A 25,025-nucleotide genomic window follows, 5' to 3' on the forward strand; every position below is an offset into this window, starting at 1 on the left:
TTAATAGGTTGTGTAATTAATTGATTGTGGAGTAGGTTTCACCATGACCATAAGGGAACAGCACTTTGTTACCTTGTGAGTTTTTAATATTAACGGGTAGCAACCCTTGAGGTGGGTTTAGCGGCTGGCCGTGAGTGTTAGCAAATAATGTCCGTAAACCGCTGCGAATATTGGTTTCTAACGAATTGCGGTTATTATTGGTGATATCAAATCCGGTAATACCATAGATGGCAATATTTGCGTTTACATCGTTTAGGTATGCAATGTCATAGGGGTTACGTGAAGAGATAACAACAATAGGGGTTTTAAGTTGGTTTGCAGCATCAATGATAAGCTGAGCATTCGTTGGCGTATCCTTTAAATTGTAGGTCGTCAGTAATACCAAATCTTGGTTTTGAACCAGTTTTTTTGCTTCATCTTGAGTTAGCGTATTTTCATTCAATTTAACGACACTTTCGCCTGTAATAATAGCAACCCCCGTTTCCTGTGCGATATCATTTAACTGTTTTTGAATTAAGGTATTGCGTGGCTTTTCATCAGAAATAATGAAAATTCGATTCAGCGGTTTTAATTGATAGGGCAGCACATTCTCATTTTTAATTAATGTGATAGCCTGCTCAGAAACCATATTTTCAATATCTTTATGGCCTTTTGATGCGACGACTTGTTCTGCCTTCACTAAGTCTATTGGTTGTGCTGTAATTTCTTGCTGAAGCTTTTTCAGCACTACACGTTTTGCGGATTCATCAATACGTTTTTTCAGTTCTGGGTTTTTCTCTGCTTGTGTTTCTAAATAGCGGTACATGTTATCTAAACGAGAAACCGCTTGGGAGTCCCACATTTTAATTGGCATAAGAATAATATCTGAGCCAGCGAGTAACGAGGTTTCTACCGCCCAATTAATATCGAAGTTGTCAGCAATAGCCCCCATGTCCATGGCATCTGTCACTATCAAGCCGTCATAGTTGAGCTCATCGCGTAAAATACCATGCAAAATAGGTTTGGAAAGCGTCGCTGGGGTGCCAACTTGTTTACCTGCAAGTGTGGTGATCTTATCGTCATCCAGTGCTGGTACAATGATATGTGCGGTCATGACGGCATCAGCACCATGAGATAACGCGTATTTGAATGGGACGAGTTCAGTGTCTCGCCATGTTTTCGCGTCGGAATTAACAACGGGTAAATCAACATGGGAGTCAGCAGAGACATTTCCATGACCCGGGAAATGTTTAAGTGACGTCAATAAATTATATTTATGAATGCCTTGAATATAGCTGGTGGCCAGAGTGCCAACTAAATTTTTATCATCTGAGTATGAGCGTACCCCAATCACTGGGTTATTTTGGTTGTTATTAACATCAACAACTGGGCCAAAATTGATATTAAAACCAAGACTGGATAGCTCATAGCCGTGGATCATCCCTGTTAGCTCTGCGAGGGCTGGGTTACGTGTTGCGCCTAATGCCATATTTCCGGGCATTTCGGTGCCTACGCGTAAGCGGGTGACATAACCCCCTTCTTGGTCGGTACCAATAAATAGTGGAAGGTTACTGCGGGAAGATTGAAGTTTATTAATTAACTCCACAGTTTGTGGTGTATCAATCAGATTTTCTCTAAATAGGATCACCGAACCGAGATGGTACTGATTGATAACCTTAGAAACTTCATCATTCATAACGAGAAAAGGAGCGGGTTCTCCATGGCTGTCTTTATTCCAATATCTGAAATCTAACATGAAGAGCTGACCAATTTTCTCAGCCTCGGACATATTATTTACTATTTCTTGTGCAGACTTTTGTTTGTCTTGCCATAATTCATTCAATTGGGCTTGTGTTATTGGGTTAGCCATTGAAAATGCACTGAAAATACAAGCACTAAGTAAAGTGAATTTCTTCATTTTTCATTTTCCCTAAGTTATTTTTCAAAAAATAATAAGTGGCTGGATATATTTATGATGTGAGAGTGCTCACAGTTGATAGTATTCTCTCTTTCAGAGTAAGAGGAATAGCGTACAAATAGATAGAGAAGGGGTCTTTATTTATCTCATTGATATTAAATAGCAAATTATCAAGAATAATTAATTTTAACCTAGAATAATTTCAACTTGATATTATTTTGTTATGTGACGTAAGTATAAATTATAATTAAATGGTATTTAAATCGACGGTAGAGCGTAAAAAATTAATGTTTTCACTAATTATTTGCTTTTTAATATATTTTATTCTTATATTTAAGTAGTTTTCTAATTTAAAATATATAAGCCATATGATATTTCACATGGCTTATTTTTTTAAGAGAAATAAGTTAGTTACAAACCAAAGGTTACCATTGGTATTTTACGCCAATTTTACTTAGGTATAGCGTTTGTTTATTATCATATCCTGACGTAATTCCATTCTTTTTAGGTGATTTCCATGTTGAAGGCTCATAGGCAAACTCACTCCATAAAGTCAGTGATGGGGTGACTTGGTATTCCACGAGAGAGCCAATGCGGAAGCCATTTTTAATTTCCTGTGTTAAATAATTATTTTTATCATAGGTATTTTCTTGTAAGAAATAACGTGCATAGGGGGTGATTTTCCAGTTGGGTTTAATGGTAATGGGTAGGTACGCACGAACTTGTGATTGTAAAAAGCGGGTGCTGAAATGTTTATCCCATTGGTTATCAATATAAACAGTGAATTTTGCTTTTAATGCATCTGAATATTTATAGGTCACACCATATTCGGTTTCTGCTTCATGGCTGCTGTCATTGAAATAATTACTGTAATAAAAATAAGAGAGCCAAAAGTTAAAAGACCAATTATCATTGAAACGGTACTCGCCGGCAGGAGTTAAGCCATATAAACGATTCGAAGAACGTGCTTTGGTGTTGGGTTCGACATCGTTTGACTCTTTTCTGTAACGAAAACCAAGCTCTAAGTCTGATGTTGGGGTGTTAATCATTTTCTTGATAGCATCAATTTGCGTGCGATTTCTAATGTAAGAATCCCGTGAAGTCGTGAAGTTACGGCCATGATTCCTTAAAGATTCGCGGTGTTCAAGAGCAAAGCGCCAGGCAGATTGCGGGTTGAAAAGCTTTAGTTGCCCAACGGTGCTGATTTTATCGTAGACTTTATTATTAAATGAATCCCGTTGTCCTTGATATTCTTCTATTTCCAAATAGATATTGGTATTAACTCGCCAAGAGTCATTATTTAATTCAGAGAAACAAATTGTAGGGAATATAATTATGATGCTATAGATTAAACCAACTATATATTTCATATTTATCCTTCAGGGTGAGTTTTATTAGTGTTAATTATCTAGTTGAGCGATTAGAGAGATAAATGTGTATTAACTTTTATAGATTGTCTACCGTTATTATTTAATAGATGATGAATGGTATATATAAATTAAAAATCTAATAAGTTGCATCTTGTTGTTATTTTTGGGAGTTTTATTATTGTCGGTATAAAGGTGTATTTTTATTTATAACTTTATTTAAGATTTTTAATCATATGTTTATTTGTTAGTTTTAAATTTAATTAATAAATATTAATTAAATTTAAAACTAAGTGGTAATTGTATTATATGGTTGGTAATTATGAGAATAATAAAAATATTGATGTGATGCTTTTATTCATGTTGGAATTAATTAAAATAAAAAACCGCCAATATTTGGCGGTTAATCTCAAGGTATTAAAATAACCTTATTTAGATTTTTTCGCTTCAGCAGCCGCTTTAACAATAACAGCAAAAGCGTCAGCTTTCAGAGAAGCACCACCCACTAAGGCACCATCGATATCTGGCTGGGTAAATAGCTCAGCTGCGTTGCTGGCATTAACAGAGCCGCCGTATTGGATGATAACTTGTTCAGCAATGGCTGCATCTTTTTTCGCAATATGAGTACGAATAAATTTATGGATTGCTTGTGCTTGTGCTGGTGTTGCTGATTTACCTGTACCGATAGCCCAGATTGGCTCATAAGCGATAACGGCACCTTGGAAAGCTTCTGCACCTAAAGAATTCAATACGGCATCGATTTGACGAGCGCAGACTTCTTCGGTTTTACCCGCTTCATTTTCAGCTTCAGTTTCACCAATACACAGTACTGGGATCAGACCTTGTTCTTTTAAGACAGCAAATTTCTTAGCGACAAATTCATCACTTTCGTTGTGATAAGTACGGCGCTCTGAGTGGCCGATAATGATGTATTTGGCGCCAACATCTTTTAACATTTCAGCAGAGGTTTCACCTGTAAATGCACCTGATAGGTTAACGTCAACGTTTTGTGCACCTAATGCAATGCGACTGCCTGCTAACGCATGTTTAGCTTGAGTCAAATAAATCGCAGGTGGTGCAATAGCCACATCACAGCCATCAACGCTGCTGAGTTCATTACGCAAGCCAGCGACGAGGTCATTGACCATCTGTGTGCTGCCGTTTAGTTTCCAGTTACCCATTACCAATGGATGTCGCATGTTATTTCCTCCAACCAGAGAGTTTGAATGATTAATCAATAAGTTATTCATCACACGCTTATGTTACACGCGTAACGTGACAATGTTGTCGCCATTCACCTTCTGCATTATAAGAACAATGGATAATAATAGCTTTGCTTTTCATCATGCTTGTTCTTAGAGCGTGATCACAGTCAGTTTAGGGTGTTTGTTGTTCTAGCTTAATCGGTTCAACAGCAAAAGTAAGCACATTATTGTCACTTTTTACTAAAATATATCTTAAAGCGCCTAATCGAGCTTCTTCCGCGTGAGTTGCACTATTATTGGCAATAAATTTATTTAAGGCTTCCGTAAGCTCAGGGGCTTTATCCAGTGAAACTTCAGGGGCAAATATACGGACCATTGCCATGGTATAACTTTCCATTAATTGTCGATTTTTTTGGTTTTCTTGTGGGTTATCAGACGGTAGTAATGTGATCTGTAAACTTTTAATTTTTTCACTTCCGCGTTCTAACACCGCAGAGGAATAAATTTGTTGGTTAATTCGAGAAGCTGCTCGAATATAGGGAGCTGCGATATCTTGGCTAGCAATTACTTTATATTCATGAAGATATAAGTCTTTGTATGCTTGATTGAATTGGTTACGTAATTCAGGAATAGTGAGGTTAAAAGAAGGCGCATCAGGGGCCAAATAGGAGACCTCAAAGTCAGTATCTGGCAGCGTTGGGACTTTTTGAGCAAAAGCCAGTTGTGGCACACTAAGTACAAAAATGGTTATGATGGCGTATACAGAACGAAATAAAGTTTGGGTCATTTTTGAGCCACTCATTTTTAGTTTTCCACATTGTATCAGGATTATAGGTAATGACATTACAACAATGGGCTTTTTCCTTCAAAGGCCGTATCGGTCGCCGGCCATTTTGGGTAGGTATTGCAGTCATTTTTATTTTAATGACGGTAATTGCCCTGTTACAAAATGCACTGCTATTCTCTGAAACACTTGCTATATCGTTATTTATTTTACTACTTTACCCTTTGGCCGCTATCTTTGTGAAGCGTTTACATGACCGTGGAAAATCGGGTGGGTGGTTTGCGCTGATTTTATTGGCATTTGCTCTTTTTTCAATCGACGTCAGCCAATTTGAACCTGTATGGCAATGGGGGATAGGGCGCTTTTTACCATTATTAATTACTATAATAATGGTACTTGATTGTGGAGCTTTTGTGGGGATGGATGGTGTTAATCACTACGGTGAAGAAACAGAAACGGTGGATTATTTATAGCGTCAATGCCATGTAGTCCGACTACCATATAACATGAATGCTACCCTGAAAATATTTCAGGGTAGCATGCTAAATTACCAGTATTGCTCACTCGAAATATGGCCAGGTTTGCGGCGTAAATGTTTAACCATGTTACGGTTATTTTTTAGTGTATCGCGAGTGTCCCTGACCATTTCAGGGTTACCGCATAGCATAACGTGGCAGGTGTCAGGCGAAAGGGCTAGGCCAACAGCGTCTTCGAGTGCATGATTTTCAATTAAGGCTGGAACACGGCCATATAATGAACCTGTACATTGTTCGCGGCTCACCACGGTGACAATTTTTAATTTCCCTTGATATTGTTGTTCCAACTTTTTCATTAAGGGCAAATAACTTAAATCTTTCTCATAACGGACAGCGTGGAGTAAAACAATGTTCTCGAAGCGCTCAAGGTCTTTGCCTTCCTGTAAAATAGACAAAAAAGGCCCAATGGCGGTACCTGTTGATAACATCCATAAATTTTTACATTCGGGTATTTCGTCTAAAACGAAGAAACCCGCTGCTTCATCCGTGATCTGTAACGTATCATCGGGTTTTAATTGTGCTAATTTTGGGCTAAGTTTCCCTTCGGGGACGATGACAAAATAAAATTCAAGTCGGTTATCACTAGGTGCGTTGACGTAAGAATAAGCTCGCTGAATACGTTCGCCTTCGATTTCGAGTGCCAGTTTGGCGTATTGTCCGGCGGTAAAGGGTTTAATTGGCGCCTCAATGACTAAGCTGAATAATGAATCAGTCCAAAATTTGGCTTCAATCACTGTTCCTGTTACCCAATTTGCCATAGATCCCACCTCTTCATATTTTAAAATCGACCATCTGAAAAATAACTCATTTTTGATGTGAATGAGCCAAAGCATGGTTCACTAGGATTTAATACTAAAACAGTTCATTATTTATGCTTATCGATAATGTGTTCCAGTGTTTTATTCTTAATATTGGTCTATTTTAAAGTTCAATGTACAGTTATGTTGACAATGCTGGCGAATATTACTGCCATTGTTGAAAAATATAAAATGTCGCACTACTACGAAAAGATGGCTGCTTTTGTTATCTTAGTCACACTCAAGCAAAACGCATTATTTGCTATTTATTAAAAATGGCATAAAAGCGTAGAGCAGTATTTTTATATTGATAATTAAGCACCTAAATAATTTTGCGTTATTACAATGAAATAATGCGGCGTTATTTTGTGTCCGAAATAGCGTGCATTTGAATTATTGGATGTATTTGAGAGAAAAATGAGAAAACTGGAACATTTTAATTTGCTATTAATGCTAATTGCATTGGCAGCAGTCGGCCAAATGACACAAACTATTTATGTTCCTGTCATTGCTGAAATTGCCGCTTATTTTAATGAGCCCTCTGGTGCTGTTCAACAAGTAATGGCGGCTTATTTATTTTCTTATGGTTTTTCGCAGTTAGTTTATGGGCCGCTATCTGACCGAATTGGTCGCCGACCTGTTATTTTAACCGGTTTAACGATTTTCTTATTTTCAACGGTTGTGGCAATTTTCGCGCCAACGCTAAATATACTTACAGTGGCAAGTGGGTTACAAGGGCTAGGAACTGGTGTTGCCGGTGTAATGGCAAGAACAATGCCTCGTGACTTATATAAAGGCACAGCGCTGCGTTATGCAAATAGCCTATTAAATATGGGGGTGTTAGTCAGCCCATTATTGGCTCCCATGTTTGGCGGAATATTAGCGCACTTTTGGGGCTGGCATGCTTGCTATATTTTCCTATTTATCTTAGGAGCCTCAGTATTATTGAGTATGTATCGTTGGCTACCAGAAACGCGGCCGGTTTCCCCAGAAAAGCACAGAATGTTGGCCTCATATCGTGAATTACTTTCAAGTGGTTCATTTCTCTCTTACCTTGCCATGCTAGTTGGTGCGTTAGCTGGGATAGCGGTATTTGAAGCCAGCAGTGGTGTATTGATGGGTGGTGTATTAGGGCTAAGCAGTATCACCGTGAGTATTTTATTTATATTGCCGATTCCTGCCGCTTTCTTTGGCGCTTGGTATGCAGGGCGAGAGGGAAAAACGTTTTATAATTTGATGTGGCACTCAGTGCTTATTTGTTTATTGGCTGGCTTTATGATGTGGGTGCCAGGCTGGTTTGGGATTATGAATACATGGACATTGTTAGTCCCAGCAGCGGTATTTTTCTTTGGCGCTGGTATGTTATTTCCCTTAGCAACGACAGGGGCTATGGAGCCTTTCCCTTATTTGGCAGGTGCTGCAGGAGCACTTGTTGGCGGCTTACAAAATGTCGGTTCAGGTGTTGCGACTTGGGTTTCCGCCTTGTTACCACAGAACGGGCAGTTTAGTTTAGGATTGTTGATGTTTTTAATGTCGATGCTTGTATTGTTGTGCTGGTTGCCTTTAGCAAAACGTATGAATCACTCAGAACGCATGGTTTAATAGTATATGGTCAGGCTGCAAAAGACAGCCTGACCATCAAATTACGCGCTTAGCAGTATATCAGCTTGCTTTTGTGGCGGAATTGATAGCACCGATGAATACAAGGAGCTAGGTTCCTCTTCTGGCATTGATGATATAAGTTCCGGTAAAATGATTCCAGAATTAAATATTACCGGTTGGTTGGCATCTAGAAATTTTGTATTTTCTGCTAATTGCCCTGTTGGATTTTGAGTGTTTTGTTGGAGCCAAATCAACTTCGGTGCCGTGTTGTCCTGCAAGTGTTGATCAATATGAATGAGTATTCCATCCAGTTTTAACTCAGGGGTGCTGTCTATCGTGCCTTTTATTGTTAATTGATTTTGTTGTACTGAAAAATACCATTCCTCTATTGGTATGCTTTCTTGAATTTGTTTTTGGTCATCACTTGTCCTTAGTGTGACCCAAAAAGAGTACTGGCCATCAGGCAAGTTTAGGTGAGTAATATCCACCGTTTGTTCGAAGTTTACATCAGCAACTAAAGGTTGCTCGACTGTGTAGTAGATCACATCGGGTATTGCTGAGTAATGCCTTGCGTGAGTATCAAGGTGATTGAGCGCAATAAAGTTCAAAGAGGTATCAACCTGCGAATCTTGGCCAAATGGGTCAGATAATGAAAAATATTGTTGATGTAACCGGCCTTTTTCAACCCACTTGGCGCAAAGTGCACTTTTTGAGGTGATTTTGTCGAGATTGACTTTACCTGTCGAAAAATCAATTAAGCCTTCTTCTGTTGCTGCCCAGTAAATAGGGGCACCTTGCCAATAATTATCGAGAATCAGCTGGTTGGGTAATAAATAGCCATCACTGTTTGTTAATACACGGCAAGCTAATGAATCCGGGTTGTTATAGTGGGAGATCAACTGCCCAAGCTCTTTTTTGTAGTTCAATTCATGTACAGTAAACTGAACCAATTCGCCTTTATCTGCAATATTGAAGCTCTCTGTACGTCGGATTTGCAATACTTCGGTCGATAACCCATTCGGAGTTGCATAAGTGACGGTTAATGCATAGTCACCATTAATATCAAATGGACGGCCAACCCCTGTTTTTAGGTTATGGTAATCGGCCGGCAAGCTTCCTATGGTACGGTCAACCGTGATGGTGCTATAAGGGTGTGGGGTATTATCTGCCATTTTAGTAAACTGATGCTGTATCCAATAAATCGCTACATCACGTTGATGAGGGAATTGCTCAATTTGCGTTAGGTGATAATATTTTGAGTAATTCTGTTGAGTTAGTGTGACCCATTGTTTGTTAATTTGATCCCAGCGTTGATAAAAGCCGTCTCCTGCAAACCCGCCATCTTCAGTATCCTCCCCTTTAGTTTTATTGCTTTGCCAGCGTATTCTTTTGCTTAAAAATTGGTGAATTTTTTGGTTGTAGACATCAGGATGAGGCAAAAATGCATCATAAGCACCGCTCCTAAAAGGCACAAAACTAGAAAACATGGTCGGCATAGCCTGTTTTAAGTGACTATGGAGATCGTGATAAGTGACATAATATTGCCTAGATTGGTTATAAGCTGGGTTTTTGCCATGGCTGTGAGGGTCGTAAGGGTATACTAACTTATCATCATCACCTAGTTTATTGGTATGAGGCAAGCCAAGACCGTGACCAAAAATCTCATGAAACATCACGTTAGGTTCATGAACTCCGCCACCGTTGTTGGGCGACCCAAGCCCTAATAGCGCAGTGCCAACATTTGAAGGTAGGGTTTCAATCGCAGTATATTGATAATCAGAATCAGCATTGTTAGCAGTTTGGTATTTATGGCTCTTATTATAAGCCCAAAAGATTTGTGCACTGGGGTGATAGTCAATCTCTTCAGGGTTATCATAATGAGGATGAATAAACGGAATGGTGTTGCTATTGGTGTTAGTCCTAAGTGGCGTTAAGCTTGGGTGACTCACTGTAGCAGGAAGGCTATGCACTGTCAGCTGCCCAATAGGCAAAATTGTCGCTGCTTCCTGCCCCCAGCTTAAAGGAGAGTAGGGATAAATGCCATGACCTTGTTGATATAAACTGTGATTATCAACCTGAACAATTAGATGGCTATCAAGGGTAACATTAGGTGAAAATAGACCATATTGGTTGGTTTCTTCGGTGATAATGGGTTTGCCATTAACAGTGATAACAAGGTTGATATCCGGTTGTATCCACTCGCCTTTTAGCGGAGCAGTAAAGCGTTGCTGATGCCAATTTTGTGCGGAAACATTCATCTTTTGGGGGAGCGCTGTTAATTTTTGGGGCAAATGATCCGGGCCAGTTAGTCTCACTCGACCTAATATTTTTCTTTCTTTATTGCTGACGATGGCTTCAATATTAGGGGATTTAGCCGCCGTTTCGCTAGTAATTTCTACATTCAATAACGCCCAGCGGTTAGCCGTTAAGCTCATATGCTTATCGGTCATATTCTGCAGGTGAGTTTGCGCAAGTTGAATATGATGGATTTGCATATCACTTGGTGTTGGGTTGTAACGCCGTTGAGGTTCATGATAAACAGGGTCTGGAGTGGAATATGTGCGTTTACCAGGAATGCGCAGTTGTGGTGCATTTGCGGTTTGTAACTGAATGGAAAAGGGTTGGGATTGCTGCCCGTTAGGTAGCATAGCAATAAAATCAAATTGATCTGAGTGGGTTTTAAATTTTGCATTATTGGCAATGTATTGCCATTCGTTGGTGGTGTTATTTAGCGTTAATTGACCAAATTTGGGCTGCTCAAGGATTTTGTAACCCTTAATATGGGGGCTATTTGGTAGTTTTCCTGTTATGGCACCTACAACTAACTGATTTGGGAGCTCATCTGGGTTTTCTGCTACTAAAATAGGTAGAATTTGAGGAACGCTTTCTTGCGCATCATGTCGAGAGATCGCCGGTTTTGTTTGTTTCAATTGGAACTGGCGAAAAATGATATTTTCACCAACAAGTTTTAAGGTATTCTTTTCATAGCGGATTTTAACCGCAGGAAGCTGATTTACTGCCATTATTTTATTTACATCGGTTTCGACAGAATGGGCAATCTGTTGCCAAGATGATGTTTTTGTAATTGGAACGTCATGTAAAGACAACACCTTGTTATACTTCATATTTTCTATAGATATTGAGAAATATTGGCTGTTTTTTCGTAACTCATCGGTTAGCTTCAATGAGTTTATTGCTTGGGTTGGTAGGGTGATAATTTGCTGGAAACTGTGATTTTCTAAGGTGCGGCTGGCTTGCTCAATAGGCTCTACTGGATTAATTTCATCAATGAGTTGTTGGGTCGATGCTGATAGTTTTTTGTGTTTATTTTTGACTATCAATAAACTGCCGCCGGTGAGTTCCAACCAATGGCGAACTAGCTCGACTTGTTTGTCATTGGCATTTTCAGGCAAGACGACGATATTATAATGGCGATGCCATTGCCCGCTTGGTAATAATAAATCAGCGAGCTGAGCTTGTGCTCTGGTTTCTCCATTAATCCATTCATGGGGTGAATTAAAGCCTTCGACAAATAAATTTTGCTTGGGGTGGAAACTAAATCCAGAGAAATGTTCAGTATCGAGGGCACTTAATAAATAAGTTTTTTTATTTTCATCCGCTAAGCGAGGTTTATTGCTTAACCAACTGAATAACTTAAATGCTTTTTCGCCGTCAGCTGATAGTTCAGGGTTATCCTTTAATGCATTTATTAAGGTGGTATCTTGCCGAATAATTGCCACTCTCCCTTTTTTATACCATCCTAGTTGTAAGTTGTCTTGCTGTATCTCATCAGCAAATATTTTAAGGTTATCCATTACCATAATCCATTTTTTGAGGGTTAATTTTGAATTTTATTGAAATATTATTCTAAATAAACTGCAAAAAACGGTCTAATTTATTATTGTTTTAATAACTGCATTTTCATTGATTAACTAATTAGTTATTAGAAGAAAGTCATACTTGTAGGGATAAAATAAAAAAGGCCATATGATTCATATGGCCTTTGGGATATTAGAAATAAAACAGATTAAAAGATGGATTAGCCACGATCTTCCCACTCTTGGGCACGAGCTACGGCTTTTTTCCATCCCTCGTATTTGAAATTACGTTCCGTCGTTTCAATACCTGGTTTGAATACACGCTCAATGGTCGCCTTGCTCTGTAACTCATCAAGATTACTCCAGAAACCAACGGCTAAGCCTGCAAGGTAAGCGGCTCCCAATGCAGTGCTTTCTCGCACTTCAGGGCGTTCAACAGGAGTACCTAAAATATCTGACTGGAATTGCATTAAGAAGTTATTGGCGACAGCGCCACCATCAACACGTAGTGCTTTTAAGCGCTCACCTGAATCTGCTTGCATTGCATCAAGTACATCACGGGTTTGATAAGCGATAGATTCTAATGTTGCACGGATAATATGGTTGCGGTTTGCACCACGTGTCAGGCCAAAAATAGCACCGCGCGCATATGGGTCCCAATATGGAGCTCCCAAACCAGTAAAGGCAGGAACAACATACACGCCATTGCTGTCTTTCACTTTAGTGGCAAAGTACTCTGAGTCTGTTGATTCATCAATTAATTTCAATTCATCACGCAGCCATTGGATAGAGGCACCTCCGACAAATACAGCGCCTTCAAGTGCATAATTGACTTCACCTTTTGGGCCACACGCGATAGTCGTCAGTAGGCCATGATTTGAACGTACAGCAGTCTCTCCCGTGTTCAGAAGTAGGAAACAGCCTGTTCCATAGGTATTTTTGGCCATTCCTGATTTGACACACAGTTGGCCATACAGAGCGGCTTGTTGGTCTCCCGCCATTCCTGAAATTGGAATACGAGTCCCACCTTTCCCCCCAATATTGGTTTGCCCGTAGACTTCGGAAGAAGGGCGCACTTCAGGAAGCATTGCTCGTGGAATATTGAGCGCTTTGAGAATTTTGTCATCCCACTCGAGGTTACGGATATTGAACAACATGGTTCGAGAGGCATTTGTATAGTCGGTGACATGAACACGCCCTTGTGTCATTTTCCAAACGAGCCAAGTATCGACAGTTCCAAACAGTAACTCCCCTTTTTCAGCTCGCTCACGTGCACCTTCAACATGATCTAAAATCCATTTGACTTTTGTACCGGAGAAATATGGGTCAACAACCAGACCGGTGTTTTGGCGAATATACTCTTCTAAATCGCGGTCATTTTGTTTCAGATGGGTACAAAAGTCAGCAGTACGGCGACATTGCCACACAATTGCATTATAAACAGGCTTACCTGTGGCTTTTTCCCAAACAATAGTGGTTTCACGTTGGTTAGTGATCCCAATCCCAGCGACTTCATCGGTACGGATATCCGCTTTAGCGAGTACTTCCACTAGTGTTGAGCTTTGTGATGCCCAAATTTCCATTGGGTCATGTTCCACCCAACCTGGCTTAGGATAAATTTGGGTGAATTCACGTTGTGAAATACTGACAATATTCGCATCATGGTCGAGTACGACAGCACGTGAGCTGGTTGTGCCTTGGTCGAGTGCAACAATATACTTTTTCGCAATAGTGGTTTCAGTAGTCATAATTTAAGCCTGTTCCGAGGATTTGGTGTTTTTAACGGATAATTTTTCTGTTTTGGTCTCTTCTTCACATACCATGCAAGGTAAGTGGCGACCAATCAGTTTGCGATAGGCGAATGCGCCTAGCAGACCACCAACAATAGGTGCTGTCAATGGGACAAGGAAATAAGGAATATCGCGGCCACCAGTCAGAGCGATATCACCCCAACCAGCGAGATAAGCGACAACCTTTGGACCAAAGTCACGAGCAGGGTTGAGTGCGAACCCAGTGAGCGCGCCAAATGACCCACCGATAACGGCAATCAAAATACCGATTAACAATGGTGCAAGTGGGCCACGTGGGACACCATTGCCATCATCGGTTAGCGCGAGTATTAAGCAAACAAGAATGGCCGCAATAATGACCTCAATAAAGAATGCATGAGGAACACTAATTTGTGGTGCTGGGTAGGTTGAGAAAACACCCGCAGTAAATAAGCTTTCTTGTGAGCCTCTAATGATGTGATGGACTTGGTCGTAATCGAAAAATACAGGGGAATACATTGAGTAAACTAATGCGGCAGCAAAGAAACCACCTAGCATCTGTGCGATGATATAAGGAACAACTTTGCGCTTATCAAAACACGCGAATAGCCATAGTGCGAGAGTAACGGCTGGGTTTAGGTGGGCACCCGAGGTGCCAGCGGTTAGGTAAACGGCTAAAGCAACGCCAAAGCCCCATATAATACTAATTTCCCACAGGCCTAGTTGTGCGCCCGCTATTCTAACGGCAGCAACACAACCTAGACCAAAAAAGACCAGTAGCGCAGTCCCTAAAAACTCTGAGATGCACTGACCCGTGAGTGATGTAGTCGTCATTTGGCTCATATGTTTCTATCCTACGAAAATGAAAAATATTGTAATGTTTTTTTAAGTTAAGATTTTCTAATCGAAAATCATTAACTGTAAATTTATCGTTAAAGAACATAAACGAGAAATATCGAAATTGAAAAGTGTGTGTTACATCACTAAAGCGAAACAAAACAATCAAAAATAGTGATGGATTCGACCTTTGTGATGTGATCTGACCAGTGTTTTTTAATGAAGGTTATTACGATTCAGAAGGAAGGAACTGGACACAGAGGATCATGCTACTTACAATCGTGTAAAAGCTGATAAGGGAGACCAGAATTATGTCATTTGAAGTATTTGAGAAACTAGAATCCAAAGTGCAACAAGCGATTGATACAATCACACTGTTACAAATGGAAATCGATGAATTAAAAGATAAAAATGGTGCGTTAAGCCAAGAGCTTGAAACAGCAAAATCAGGCACGGATTTACTGGTGCGTGAAAATGAACAGTTAAAACAAGAGCAGCAAGCTTGGCAAGAGCGTCTTCGCACTTTGCTCGGTAAGATGGAAGAAGTGTAATTTCTCGTCATACTTCGCGTTGTAGGGGTGTTGGCTTCGTCTCTTCGCCCTAGTCACATACTTATGTATGCTCCTAGGGTCTTATCGACTTTGCCGCCTACCTACAACACGAATTATTTAGAGAAATTTTTGTTATATCTCGCATTGTAGGGGTGTTGGCTTCGTCTCTTCGCCCTAGTCACATACTCATGTATGCTCCTAGGGTCTTATCGACTTTGCCGCCTACCTACAACACGAATTATTTAGAGAAATCTTTGTTATATCTCGCATTGTAGGGTTTAGAGAAACTTTCGTCATACCTCGCGTAGTAGAGTATAAAAATAAGGGCTGCAAATTATTGCAGCCCTTATTTATAGAATTTTTAACGGATTATGCGTCGATATTGTCATCTTCGACAAAACCGTTGTTCTCATAAGGTGTTAATGGCTCTTCAGAAAGGATAATACCGGTGTTATCGGCATAAAGGTAATCACCTGAAAAGAAAGTCACACCGCCGAAATTAACACGAATATCACTTTCACCGATGCCTTCATCTGGACAGCCTGCCGGCATCGCAGCAATAGCTTGAATACCGAGGTCGAGTTCCATCAGGGTATCTACCTGACGAACCGCACCGTAAACCACAATTCCTTCCCAGTGGTTGTCAACAGCTAGCCTTGCAATTTCAGCATCAATAAGTGCCTTACGGACAGAACCGCCCCCATCAACGAGTAGGATACGCCCTGTACCATCCTCTTCCAGCAAATCATACACTAGGCCGTTATCTTCAAAACACTTAACTGTAATGATTTGACCGCCAAATGAAGTACGTCCACCAAAATTGGAGAAAAGGGGTTCTACCACGTTGACGCTTTCTTGGTAAATATCGCAGAGTTCGGAAGTATCATATTTCATAGGAGTTAGGTCTTTTTTGCTGCAAGAGGCAACCAGTATATCCCTTTTGAACTGTACTTGGCAAAGTTACCCGCCTAAAAATAGGCGGAAAAAGTCAAAAAAACGACAAATAGTGAATATTATTTGCTCATTACGACGCCGATGGAAAATAAAACGTTGGTCACGAGTGCGGCTTTCACCATATTTTCCAATAGAGGGCGCATACCTTCGGGGGTTGGGTCGCTGAGAACACGGCGTAAATGGTTCATTAGCATTGGTACGGCGAGTAAAAATAGCCAACCGCTCCAGCCGTGTAAATAAATTAGATTAAAAAAGGCCAAACATAAAATAGCCGCAACAATAATAATGGTGTGATAAATTCGAGCCCCTTGGGGACCTAAGCGCACTGCTAAGGTATTTTTACCTGCTTTAATATCATTTTCGATATCACGCATATTATTGATATTCAATACTGCGACAGAGAGCAACCCACAAGCCGTTGCGGGTAGGACAGTGATGATATTAAAACTATTTGCTTGTAAATAATAAGTCCCAATAACACTTAGCCAGCCAAAGAAGATTAAAACAGAAATATCCCCTAACCCTAGGTAGCCATACGGTTTTTTGCCCACGGTATAGGTAATAGCAGCGACGATAGCAATAAGCCCTAATGCGACAAAACCAATGGCATCCTCGGGTTTTTCACATGCGACAATAATTAACAGTAATCCGGAAAGGCAGGCCGCTGTAATATTTAGCTTGAGCGCCTTTTTCATATCCGCTTGCGTGATAACGCCTTTTTGCATGCCACGTAATGGACCAATGCGTTCAGCCGTATCAGAGCCTTTGACCGCATCACCATAGTCATTCGCAAGGTTAGATAAAATCTGTAATAAACCCGCTGTGATAAGTGCTAATAAAGCGACAGGCCATTTAAAATTATTAGTTAAATAAGCGAGTGCAGAGCCTGTCACAATCGCAATCACCCCTAATGGTAGGGTTTTAGGGCGGAGACTTTCAATCCAAGCTTGTTTACGACTTATTGTTGAGGATGTCGACTGCATGCAGTTACCTATAATTCAAACTCTTTAGAGATGTGATCTTAATAATTTAATAACCCATCATATAGAGAGATACCTGAGTATTTTCAATGCAATGGGCAGAATATTTCATAGAAAAAAGTGCAGCGATAAAAGCTGCACTTTAGTCGATGTATATTAAGGATACATGAAAACCAGATAATTAATAAGATTATAAAATAAATCTACTCAAGTCTTCATCTGCCACCAGCTCATCTAAGTGCTGTCTGACATAGTCTGCATCGATTTGGATAGTTTGCCCGTTACGGTCACTGGCATCGAAAGAAATATCTTCCATTAAGCGTTCAAGCACTGTGTGTAAGCGACGAGCACCAATATTTTCGGTTGACTCATTCACTTGCCATGCTGATTCTGCAATTTTACGAATACCGTCAGTCGTGAATTCAATATTCACGCCTTCTGTTGCCATCAGCGCTTTATACTGTTCAGTTAATGAGGCATTTGGCTCAGTCAAAATACGCACAAAATCTTCAGTTGTCAGAGCTTGTAGCTCAACGCGAATTGGCAAGCGGCCTTGGAGTTCAGGGATTAAGTCTGATGGGCTCGAAACTTGGAATGCACCTGAAGCAATAAACAGAATATGGTCAGTTTTGACCATGCCGTGCTTAGTGGAAATGGTACAGCCTTCGATTAATGGCAGTAAATCACGTTGAACCCCTTCACGGGATACATCTGGCCCCGAACTTTGGCCACCGCGTTTACAAATTTTGTCGAACTCATCGATGAAGACGATACCATTCTGTTCAACCGCTTCAATCGCTTGTTCTTTTAGCTCTTCAGGGTTGACTAATTTAGCCGCTTCTTCTTCAACTAGCAGTTTGAATGCCTCTTTGATTTTCATCTTACGAGGTTTCTGTTTTTGGCCTGCTAGGTTTTGGAACATGGATTGTAACTGGTTAGTCATCTCTTCCATGCCTGGAGGTGCCATAATTTCAACACCCATAGGGGATGCAGCGACTTCGATTTCAATTTCTTTATCGTCTAATTGGCCTTCACGTAATTTCTTACGGAATGCTTGGCGGGCTGGAGAATGCTCATCCGTTGGTTCAGATTGCCCCCAGTTATTTTTTGCTGGTGGGATAAGAACGTCTAAAATACGTTCTTCAGCCATTTCTTCGGCGCGATAGCGATTTTTTTCGATAGACTGTAAACGCACCATTTTAACGGCAGAGTCAGTTAAATCGCGAATAATCGAGTCAACTTCTTTACCAACATAGCCGACTTCAGTAAATTTGGTCGCTTCAACTTTGATAAATGGCGCATTGGCTAATTTCGCAAGGCGGCGGGCAATTTCAGTTTTACCTACCCCTGTTGGCCCAATCATCAAAATATTTTTTGGGGTGACTTCGTGACGTAATACTTCGTTTAACTGCATACGGCGCCAGCGGTTACGCAGAGCAATTGCAACAGAACGTTTGGCTTTATTTTGGCCAATAATATGATTGTCGAGTTCGCTGACAATCTCGCGTGGAGTCATTTCGGACATACTAGCAATCCTTATGATTTTGAAGAAATTTCTTCAAAGTTGACATTATGGTTGGTGTAAATGCAGATATCCCCTGCAATAGCGAGCGCTTTCTCAGCGATTTCTTTGGCACTTAAGTCTGTATTTTCTAACAAAGCACGTGCGGCTGATTGCGCATATGGGCCACCGGAGCCAATCGCAATTAAGTCGTTTTCCGGTTGAACCACATCACCATTACCCGTAATGATCAGTGAAGTGTGTTCATCAGCGACAGCTAACAAGGCTTCTAATTTACGAAGCATGCGGTCGGTACGCCAATCTTTAGCAAGTTCAACGGCCGCTTTCGTTAAATGGCCTTGATGCAGTTCGAGTTTGCGCTCAAACAGTTCAAATAATGTGAATGCGTCTGCGGTGCCACCGGCAAATCCGGCAATGACTTTGTCGTTGTATAAACGGCGAACTTTGCGGACATTACCTTTCATGACGGTATTACCCATCGTCGCCTGTCCATCACCACCAATTACGACCTGGCCATTACGGCGAACACTTACGATTGTTGTCATGAGTTAGCCCCTGGTTTTATTACAAAAAAGAATGCGGTTAAATGTGATTTTCAAAAGATTAAATTCAAGTGATAGTTGTCTAATTAACTATCACTTGAACTAGGTTGAAGACACAAAGTACCGCTCATGAGTACATTAAAACAGTACATGGGGGGGAAGGAGGAATTTTTCAACCCCCAGAAGCACGAAGAATACAACCGGAAACACCTGCACCTGCTGCGCGGTCACGCATTTTTTCGGCAGTGGACTTGGAATAAGGTCCTAAAACGATACGGTGCCAACCTCCACCTGCGCTTACACGGCTTTCAATACCTGAGAATGCTAAAGTAGCTTGAACAGACTCGGCTTGTTCTGCTGTACGGAATGAACCACATTGAACAACCATATTTTGCAAGCTGTTTGTCGGTTTAGTGCTTGGTGCCGTTTGTGGTTGAGTTGCAGGCGCGGTTGGTTGAGCCTCAAGTTTTGGAGGGATATTGGCCGCCGGTTTACGTTGTACTGGCTCGATAGGTTGAGCAGGCTCATTGATGAGCACTTGTGAACGCGGCACTGGTTTACCGTTTGCAGGTATTTCTTGCAAGTTAGTGACAGGCTGGCGTCTGTCAGAATCAATTTGCTCTAATAGCTGGCGCTGTTCAGGTGTTAAATCTGATGGGCGCACAATATTATTCCCCGTGCTCGGCTGTTGAATATTTGGCATATCCACACCACGACGTTCGAGTTCCTTAATATAACGCCAACGTTCTTCAGGCTTTGGTGGAAGCGTACTACCCGGTGTTGTGGGAGTGGCTACCTGAGGTTGTGGTGTGTCCTTTTTATTTTGAGTGATATAAAACAGGCCGCCAACAAATAGCACGACAATCGCGACAGCAACAACCAATGTTGTCATTGGTAGTCCTTGTGCTTTCTTTGATTTACCTTTGCTTTTTTTACGGGCGGATGAGCGCCCTCGAGCTACATAATCTTTTTGTGCCACGCTATTAATTCACTAGTTATCAATTGTTAGTCATCATTTGGGTTAACATGTTACTTAACCTGAGCAACTTTGACTAGCTTTTAGGCGCTTTTGTGCTCTCTCTAATGATTAAATCAGAATCTAGGAGACGTGAGCCTGGATTAACATTGTGCCCATGAATCTGTTCAAGTAGTAATTGCATCGCATGATGGCCAATTTCAGCACGAGGTTGGTTGATAGTCGTTAGGGCTGGCAAGGTATATTTTGCTTGCTCTAAGTTATCGAAACCAACAAAAGAAAGGTCATCAGGGAGCTTTAAGCCCATTTTTTTCGCTTGCCACATCGCACCAATTGCCATGATATCACTATGGCAAAAGATAGCTGTCGGTGGTTCAGGAAGTGACATCAATGTTTTCACTGCTTCAGCGCCACCCTCATGGGTAAAATCACCACGAATAATATAATTTTCACGCAGTTTTTCACCTGTGCGTAACATGGCTTTTTTATAACCTTCTAAACGATATTGGCTTAAAGGCATATGGTCAGGGCCTGCAATACAAGCGATCAGTTTATGGCCTTGTTTTTGTAGGTAATGTGTTGCGTTAAATGCGGCGGTGAGGTTATCGATATGTACGGTAGGCAGTTTTAGCTCAGGTGCGAACTCATTGGCCATCACAATTGGAGGGAGGTTTTTTTGCTCTTCGGTTGAGATATCGAATGGAATATTGGAACCCAGTAAGACCATGCCATCAATTTGTTTGGTAATAATGAGATTAATAAAAGCATTTTCTTGTTTTTCTTGGTGTTTACAGTCCCCAATCAAAACAAAATAGCCTTCTTGAGCGGCAATTTCTTCAATGCCGCACACGACATCACTAAAGAAAGGGTCGCGAATATTAGGAACGAGTACAAGAATAGTCTTTGATTCATTGCGCTTATAGCTTCTAGCAAGGTTATGAGGATAATAGCCAACATCCATCACCGCTTGTTCGACTTTTTGGCGTGTTTGCAAAGAAACTTTTTCCGGGTTCATAAGTGTTCTAGACACCGTCGCTGTCGAAACGCCCGCGGCACTAGCAACATCTTTCATCGTTGCCGTGTTATTGTGTTTTTTACTTTCCACAACGCCTTCCTTAGATTGATTTAATCGTTTGCTTTTTTTGAATGGCGCAAGTACGTCATTATTAGTGGTTATTCTAATTGGTTTCTCAAGAATATCTGTTACCTAGTTTGCATAAAAAATGTGACTTGCGTCATTTTTTAGAGCTACTTCGCAAATTTTGAAAATAATTCTAAGGGCAAAAAGATAAATGAAACTCAATGTGTATGAAAAATACTCAATTTGGTCGTTTAGAATTATATGGCAAATAATTCAAATTTATCAACATGCTGCAAAGACAATACTGGTATGGCCTATAAAGTTAAATGGTTAGGTAAAATGAATCCTTTAGCATTGATAATGAGTTAACAATCGGTCGGGTCCACATCGATGTTCCATTTTACTTTGCGACTTTCTGGCTGTTGAAGAATTTCTGGCAACAGTTTCGCCATAAATTGTTGTAAATAAAGCCGCGAAGGGTGTTGCAATAGCAATTGCCAGCGGAATCGCCCGCCACGTTTGGCTTGAATCGACGGCGAGGGGCCTAAAATCCACATTTTGGCATCACTTTGTGGATGTTCACTAATATATTGCCGTACATTTTGCAAAAATTGGCGCGAATCTTGGTTATTGTGGTCTTCTGAACGGATCAATATATGACTGGTGTAAGGTGGTAACATTGCGATTTGCCGTTCTTCCATTGCTTCTTGGGTAAATGCGTGATAACCCTTTTCAAGAAGCGTGAGCAACAATGGGTGTTCGGGATGGTGGGTTTGCAAGAACACTTCACCTTGTTTACCAGCTCGTCCTGCTCGACCAGAAACTTGCACGTATAATTGAGCAAACCGTTCGGCTGCACGAAAATCACTCGAGAATAAAGCCCCGTCGACATCTAATAAGGCGACTAAGGTGACATCAGGGAAATGGTGGCCCTTGGCTAACATCTGTGTGCCAATAAGAATTCTAGCTCCCCCTTCATGTACTTGGTTTAAATGCTGTTCCAGTTCCCCTTTACGGCTCGTGGTATCACGGTCAATACGGGTAACGGGGGTATCAGGGAACAGTTCACAAATCCCTTCCTCAAGTTGCTCCGTTCCCATTCCAACAGGCACTAAATGAGTTGAACCACATTGTGGGCACTGACGAGGAACCGGGCGCTGGCTATCACAATGGTGGCAGCGTAATTGATGGAAATTTTGGTGCAAGGTGTAATAGTGGTCACAGCGCTGGCACTCTGCAATCCAGCCACATTCATGGCAAATTAATGCAGGGGAATAACCACGACGATTTAAAAATAGAATGACTTGGTTGTTTTGTGCAAGGTGTTCTTTAATGTGTTGAATTAATAAGTGAGAAAGGCCAAATTTTAACGGCTGGCCTTTTAAATCAATAAGGTGCTGAGCCGCAGGGCGTGCATTACCTGCACGAATAGTGAGATTTAATTGCCGATACTTATGCTGCTGTACATTGAATAAGGTTTCTAGTGATGGCGTCGCAGTACCCATCACAATGGGAATATTGTTCTTTTTAGCGCGGAAAACAGCTAAGTCACGTGCATGATAACGCCAGCCATCTTGCTGTTTATATGAGCTGTCATGTTCTTCATCAATAATAATAATGCCAAGGCGGGCAAAAGGGGTGAACAGCGCTGAGCGAGTGCCAATAATAATGGCGTTTTGTCCTTGCTTAGTGCGTAACCAAACCGCTAAGCGTTCGCTATCGTTCAAGCCTGAGTGCAACACATCAACAGGCGCATTGAAGCGCTCGCGAAAACGGCTAATCGTTTGTGGGGTTAAGCCAATTTCAGGCACCAAAACTAAAGCTTGTTTACCTTGGGCAAGGACATTTTCCAATACACTCAGGTACACTTCCGTCTTACCGGACCCTGTGATCCCAGCGAGTAGCCATGGCGAAAATTGGTCATCTTCAGCACGTATAGCACCGACAGCGGTCGCTTGTTCACTATTAAGCCGCAACCTTTCCCCACAAACTGTAAAGCTTGGTTGCCACTTTTCGCTAGTCGGTTGAACGGGATGTAACTCAATATAAGCTTTCTTTTTCAGTGCTTGCAGAGCACTTTCACTGATTTCAAGCTCACTTACTTGATGGCGATAAACGGGTCTACGACGCAAAAGTGCAAGAGCTTGTTGCTGCTTTGGGGAACGTTTTAGCTCATTAAGGTCAACGGCTAAGCCTTCATCCGTCACTTGCCATTGCCAAATAGGGGTAAATTCCGCAGGTTTACCTTGGCGCAATAGTGTGGGTAATGCGTGGAAGAGCACTTCACCTATTGGGTAATGATAGTATTGTGAAGACCACAATAAGAGCTGCCAAATATCGTCAGGGAAGAGCGTTTGGTGGTCGAGAACCAGTTCGATGGCTTTTAATTTATCTTCAGCAAATTCGCTTTTATCGCTGTGCTTTACCACAATACCCAAGGCTTGGCGCTTGCCAAATGGCACCATAACACGGCTGCCAATCACTGGTAGTGGCATGTTATCAGGAAGGCGATAATCAAATGTGCGGTTTAAAGGGACAGGTAAAGCCACCTGAACGACGATCATATCTGGGTTTCCGTCTATTTTTTATGCGATAATGCGAGCGATTGTTGACTAGAGTACCACAAAATTTACTCGGTTTTCATTGCGTGATAAACAGAATTTCTGTATGATCCGCCGCCTTTGGTATCTATTTTTACCAATATATTAAATTCAATCAACACGACGTGTGGTGTCCGGCGTTAGGGCTGGAATGGCGACACGGCCTTAATAGAGGTTCTCCCATGAAAAAAGGTATTCACCCTAAATACGAAGAAGTTACTGCAACTTGTTCTTGCGGTAATGTAATGAAAATTAATTCAACTGCTGGTCACTCGCTGAACCTGGACGTTTGTGGTAATTGCCACCCGTTCTATACTGGTAAACAGCGTGATGTTGCGACTGGTGGTCGTGTTGATCGCTTCAACCAACGTTTCAGCATCCCAGGTTCTAAAAAATAATCGAACTTGTGAAATGCGAAAAAAAGGGAAACTGAGTTTCCCTTTTTTAATGCCTAAAATAAGTGTTTTTATGTCTAAATGAAGAAATTAGAAGCGGTAAAGCACGGCGAACATAATATCATTATTCGTACTTTCACTTTAGACTTGAGCGCGTCGCCATCATCGTTATAGCTATCTTGAATAAAACATAAGGAAAGGCACTACGTCGCAAGGCGTGCGACGTAGTTAAAGTTTTGAGATACGTAATGGTGACTAATTGGGGCTAGTATTCCCACGTTTCAGGGTCGATACCTAATTCGCGCATAATTTCTTTTGCGGCTTCAGGGATCTCGTCATTACGTTCTTTACGTAAATCTTCATCATTTGGCAGTGGTTGGCCTGTGAATGCATGTAAAAAAGCTTCACACAGGAGCTCACTATTTGTCGCGTGTCGCAAGTTATTAATCTGACGACGAGTACGTTCGTCAGTTAAAATTTTTAGTACCTTCAAAGGGATAGATACTGTAATTTTTTTTACTTGCTCACTCTTTTTGCCATGTTCAGCATACGGACTGACATACTCACCATTCCATTCAGCCATGGGTTACCTTGGATATTTTCAATAATAATAAAAAATAATATGCATATTCTTTTTAATAGAAACTTAATCTAAGCCCTAAATCGAGAACGTCTGCATATATGTTAGACGTGACTTAACTTATTTTATCACAAGATATTATATAAAATTAACGAGTTAAGTTCACTTATGCGATTGACTATCAATTTACACATAATTATTAGGGCTGATTATTCCATTACTAGATATAAAC

21 protein-coding genes are annotated in these 25,025 nt (G+C 41.0%); 5 read left to right on the forward strand and 16 right to left on the reverse strand.

All coding sequences use genetic code 11. The features are described 5' to 3' along the window. Nucleotides 1-16: 16 nt before the first annotated feature. The 4 genes from SJ312_RS19835 to SJ312_RS19850 all read right to left on the reverse strand — a co-directional run bounded on the left by SJ312_RS19835 (nt 17) and on the right by SJ312_RS19850 (nt 5,271). The gene (locus tag SJ312_RS19835; protein WP_319868252.1) at nt 17-1,897 is read right to left on the reverse strand and encodes a glycoside hydrolase family 3 protein; all 1,881 of its coding nucleotides are present in this window, start codon (nt 1,895-1,897) and stop codon (nt 17-19) included. A 425-nt stretch (nt 1,898-2,322) separates the two neighbouring features. Next, nucleotides 2,323-3,267 (reverse strand): OmpG family monomeric porin, encoded by a 945-nt coding sequence (locus SJ312_RS19840; protein ID WP_153674053.1) that lies wholly within the window; start codon nt 3,265-3,267, stop codon nt 2,323-2,325. A 425-nt stretch (nt 3,268-3,692) separates the two neighbouring features. Then, complete coding sequence (gene tpiA, locus SJ312_RS19845; protein WP_036959102.1) at nt 3,693-4,463, reverse strand: triose-phosphate isomerase; 771 nt, start codon at nt 4,461-4,463, stop codon at nt 3,693-3,695. A 178-nt stretch (nt 4,464-4,641) separates the two neighbouring features. After that, complete coding sequence (locus SJ312_RS19850) at nt 4,642-5,271, reverse strand: DUF1454 family protein (RefSeq protein ID WP_172412255.1); 630 nt, start codon at nt 5,269-5,271, stop codon at nt 4,642-4,644. Nucleotides 5,272-5,306: 35 nt separating this feature from the next. Here SJ312_RS19850 and SJ312_RS19855 point away from each other — a divergent pair, with 35 nt between their 5' ends. Beyond that, complete coding sequence (locus SJ312_RS19855) at nt 5,307-5,726, forward strand: DUF805 domain-containing protein (protein ID WP_319868254.1); 420 nt, start codon at nt 5,307-5,309, stop codon at nt 5,724-5,726. A 74-nt stretch (nt 5,727-5,800) separates the two neighbouring features. Here SJ312_RS19855 and fpr read toward each other — a convergent pair whose 3' ends face one another. Then, entirely contained in the window at nt 5,801-6,547 is a 747-nt protein-coding gene (fpr, locus tag SJ312_RS19860) for a ferredoxin--NADP(+) reductase (RefSeq protein ID WP_112308376.1), read from the reverse strand. Nucleotides 6,548-6,730: 183 nt separating this feature from the next. Between fpr and SJ312_RS19865 the strand changes: the two genes are divergently transcribed. Together SJ312_RS19865 and emrD are read left to right on the forward strand one after the other, a co-directional pair. Continuing rightward, the gene (locus SJ312_RS19865; protein ID WP_256372551.1) at nt 6,731-6,859 is read left to right on the forward strand and encodes a hypothetical protein; all 129 of its coding nucleotides are present in this window, start codon (nt 6,731-6,733) and stop codon (nt 6,857-6,859) included. A 144-nt stretch (nt 6,860-7,003) separates the two neighbouring features. Beyond that, nucleotides 7,004-8,188: a multidrug efflux MFS transporter EmrD gene (gene emrD / locus SJ312_RS19870; RefSeq protein ID WP_094961898.1), complete on the forward strand. Its 1,185-nt coding sequence runs from the start codon at nt 7,004-7,006 to the stop codon at nt 8,186-8,188. A gap of 41 nt (nt 8,189-8,229) precedes the next feature. Here the strand turns inward: emrD and SJ312_RS19875 are convergent, their stop codons facing one another. The 3 genes from SJ312_RS19875 to SJ312_RS19885 form a co-directional block, all read right to left on the reverse strand. Continuing rightward, the gene (locus tag SJ312_RS19875) at nt 8,230-12,003 is read right to left on the reverse strand and encodes a hypothetical protein (RefSeq protein WP_319868255.1); all 3,774 of its coding nucleotides are present in this window, start codon (nt 12,001-12,003) and stop codon (nt 8,230-8,232) included. 224 nt (nt 12,004-12,227) lie between these two features. Further along, a complete protein-coding gene (gene glpK / locus SJ312_RS19880; RefSeq protein ID WP_004265295.1) occupies nt 12,228-13,754 on the reverse strand; it encodes a glycerol kinase GlpK in 1,527 nt (508 codons plus the stop codon). A 3-nt stretch (nt 13,755-13,757) separates the two neighbouring features. Next, the gene (locus SJ312_RS19885) at nt 13,758-14,618 is read right to left on the reverse strand and encodes an MIP/aquaporin family protein (protein WP_004265297.1); all 861 of its coding nucleotides are present in this window, start codon (nt 14,616-14,618) and stop codon (nt 13,758-13,760) included. Between the two features lie 305 nt (nt 14,619-14,923). On the opposite strand from SJ312_RS19885, the gene zapB reads away from it, so the two are divergent. Further along, on the forward strand, nt 14,924-15,163 hold the full coding sequence (zapB, locus tag SJ312_RS19890; protein ID WP_110592824.1) for a cell division protein ZapB: 240 nt from the start codon (nt 14,924-14,926) through the stop codon (nt 15,161-15,163). 369 nt (nt 15,164-15,532) lie between these two features. On the opposite strand, the gene rraA is transcribed toward zapB, so the two are convergent. The 7 genes from rraA to priA form a co-directional block, all read right to left on the reverse strand. Further along, on the reverse strand, nt 15,533-16,057 hold the full coding sequence (rraA, locus tag SJ312_RS19895; RefSeq protein ID WP_004265300.1) for a ribonuclease E activity regulator RraA: 525 nt from the start codon (nt 16,055-16,057) through the stop codon (nt 15,533-15,535). A 119-nt stretch (nt 16,058-16,176) separates the two neighbouring features. Continuing rightward, on the reverse strand, nt 16,177-17,100 hold the full coding sequence (locus tag SJ312_RS19900) for a 1,4-dihydroxy-2-naphthoate polyprenyltransferase (protein ID WP_004265301.1): 924 nt from the start codon (nt 17,098-17,100) through the stop codon (nt 16,177-16,179). 187 nt (nt 17,101-17,287) lie between these two features. Continuing rightward, nucleotides 17,288-18,622 carry an HslU--HslV peptidase ATPase subunit gene (hslU, locus tag SJ312_RS19905; protein ID WP_004265302.1) on the reverse strand — a complete coding sequence of 445 codons (1,335 nt, stop codon included), beginning with the start codon at nt 18,620-18,622 and terminating at the stop codon, nt 17,288-17,290. A gap of 11 nt (nt 18,623-18,633) precedes the next feature. Further along, on the reverse strand, nt 18,634-19,164 hold the full coding sequence (hslV, locus tag SJ312_RS19910) for an ATP-dependent protease subunit HslV (RefSeq protein ID WP_004265304.1): 531 nt from the start codon (nt 19,162-19,164) through the stop codon (nt 18,634-18,636). A 169-nt stretch (nt 19,165-19,333) separates the two neighbouring features. After that, nucleotides 19,334-20,140: a cell division protein FtsN gene (gene ftsN / locus SJ312_RS19915; protein WP_004265307.1), complete on the reverse strand. Its 807-nt coding sequence runs from the start codon at nt 20,138-20,140 to the stop codon at nt 19,334-19,336. Nucleotides 20,141-20,213: 73 nt separating this feature from the next. Continuing rightward, nucleotides 20,214-21,242 carry a DNA-binding transcriptional regulator CytR gene (gene cytR, locus SJ312_RS19920; protein ID WP_004265308.1) on the reverse strand — a complete coding sequence of 343 codons (1,029 nt, stop codon included), beginning with the start codon at nt 21,240-21,242 and terminating at the stop codon, nt 20,214-20,216. 341 nt (nt 21,243-21,583) lie between these two features. Next, nucleotides 21,584-23,782, reverse strand: a complete 2,199-nt coding sequence (gene priA / locus SJ312_RS19925) for a primosomal protein N' (RefSeq protein WP_004265310.1) — start codon at nt 23,780-23,782, stop codon at nt 21,584-21,586. 218 nt (nt 23,783-24,000) lie between these two features. Here priA and rpmE point away from each other — a divergent pair, with 218 nt between their 5' ends. Then, on the forward strand, nt 24,001-24,216 hold the full coding sequence (rpmE, locus tag SJ312_RS19930) for a 50S ribosomal protein L31 (RefSeq protein WP_004265313.1): 216 nt from the start codon (nt 24,001-24,003) through the stop codon (nt 24,214-24,216). A gap of 262 nt (nt 24,217-24,478) precedes the next feature. Here the strand turns inward: rpmE and metJ are convergent, their stop codons facing one another. Continuing rightward, entirely contained in the window at nt 24,479-24,796 is a 318-nt protein-coding gene (gene metJ, locus SJ312_RS19935) for a met regulon transcriptional regulator MetJ (protein WP_004265315.1), read from the reverse strand. Nucleotides 24,797-25,025 lie beyond the last annotated feature (229 nt).

This window comes from Providencia sp. CIM-Carb-044, from assembly GCF_033901115.1.
GTDB lineage: Bacteria > Pseudomonadota > Gammaproteobacteria > Enterobacterales > Enterobacteriaceae > Providencia > Providencia hangzhouensis.

Bases quoted from the DNA above. Each gene is read 5' to 3' on its own strand.
- SJ312_RS19835 (WP_319868252.1), bottom strand. From the start codon at position 1,897: ATGAAGAAATTCACTTTACTTAGTGCTTGTATTTTCAGTGCATTTTCA.
- SJ312_RS19840 (WP_153674053.1), bottom strand. From the start codon at position 3,267: ATGAAATATATAGTTGGTTTAATCTATAGCATCATAATTATATTCCCT.
- tpiA (WP_036959102.1), bottom strand. From the start codon at position 4,463: ATGCGACATCCATTGGTAATGGGTAACTGGAAACTAAACGGCAGCACA.
- SJ312_RS19850 (WP_172412255.1), bottom strand. From the start codon at position 5,271: ATGAGTGGCTCAAAAATGACCCAAACTTTATTTCGTTCTGTATACGCC.
- SJ312_RS19855 (WP_319868254.1), top strand. From the start codon at position 5,307: ATGACATTACAACAATGGGCTTTTTCCTTCAAAGGCCGTATCGGTCGC.
- fpr (WP_112308376.1), bottom strand. From the start codon at position 6,547: ATGGCAAATTGGGTAACAGGAACAGTGATTGAAGCCAAATTTTGGACT.
- SJ312_RS19865 (WP_256372551.1), top strand. From the start codon at position 6,731: ATGTTGACAATGCTGGCGAATATTACTGCCATTGTTGAAAAATATAAA.
- emrD (WP_094961898.1), top strand. From the start codon at position 7,004: ATGAGAAAACTGGAACATTTTAATTTGCTATTAATGCTAATTGCATTG.
- SJ312_RS19875 (WP_319868255.1), bottom strand. From the start codon at position 12,003: ATGGATAACCTTAAAATATTTGCTGATGAGATACAGCAAGACAACTTA.
- glpK (WP_004265295.1), bottom strand. From the start codon at position 13,754: ATGACTACTGAAACCACTATTGCGAAAAAGTATATTGTTGCACTCGAC.
- SJ312_RS19885 (WP_004265297.1), bottom strand. From the start codon at position 14,618: ATGAGCCAAATGACGACTACATCACTCACGGGTCAGTGCATCTCAGAG.
- zapB (WP_110592824.1), top strand. From the start codon at position 14,924: ATGTCATTTGAAGTATTTGAGAAACTAGAATCCAAAGTGCAACAAGCG.
- rraA (WP_004265300.1), bottom strand. From the start codon at position 16,057: ATGAAATATGATACTTCCGAACTCTGCGATATTTACCAAGAAAGCGTC.
- SJ312_RS19900 (WP_004265301.1), bottom strand. From the start codon at position 17,100: ATGCAGTCGACATCCTCAACAATAAGTCGTAAACAAGCTTGGATTGAA.
- hslU (WP_004265302.1), bottom strand. From the start codon at position 18,622: ATGTCCGAAATGACTCCACGCGAGATTGTCAGCGAACTCGACAATCAT.
- hslV (WP_004265304.1), bottom strand. From the start codon at position 19,164: ATGACAACAATCGTAAGTGTTCGCCGTAATGGCCAGGTCGTAATTGGT.
- priA (WP_004265310.1), bottom strand. From the start codon at position 23,782: ATGATCGTCGTTCAGGTGGCTTTACCTGTCCCTTTAAACCGCACATTT.
- rpmE (WP_004265313.1), top strand. From the start codon at position 24,001: ATGAAAAAAGGTATTCACCCTAAATACGAAGAAGTTACTGCAACTTGT.
- metJ (WP_004265315.1), bottom strand. From the start codon at position 24,796: ATGGCTGAATGGAATGGTGAGTATGTCAGTCCGTATGCTGAACATGGC.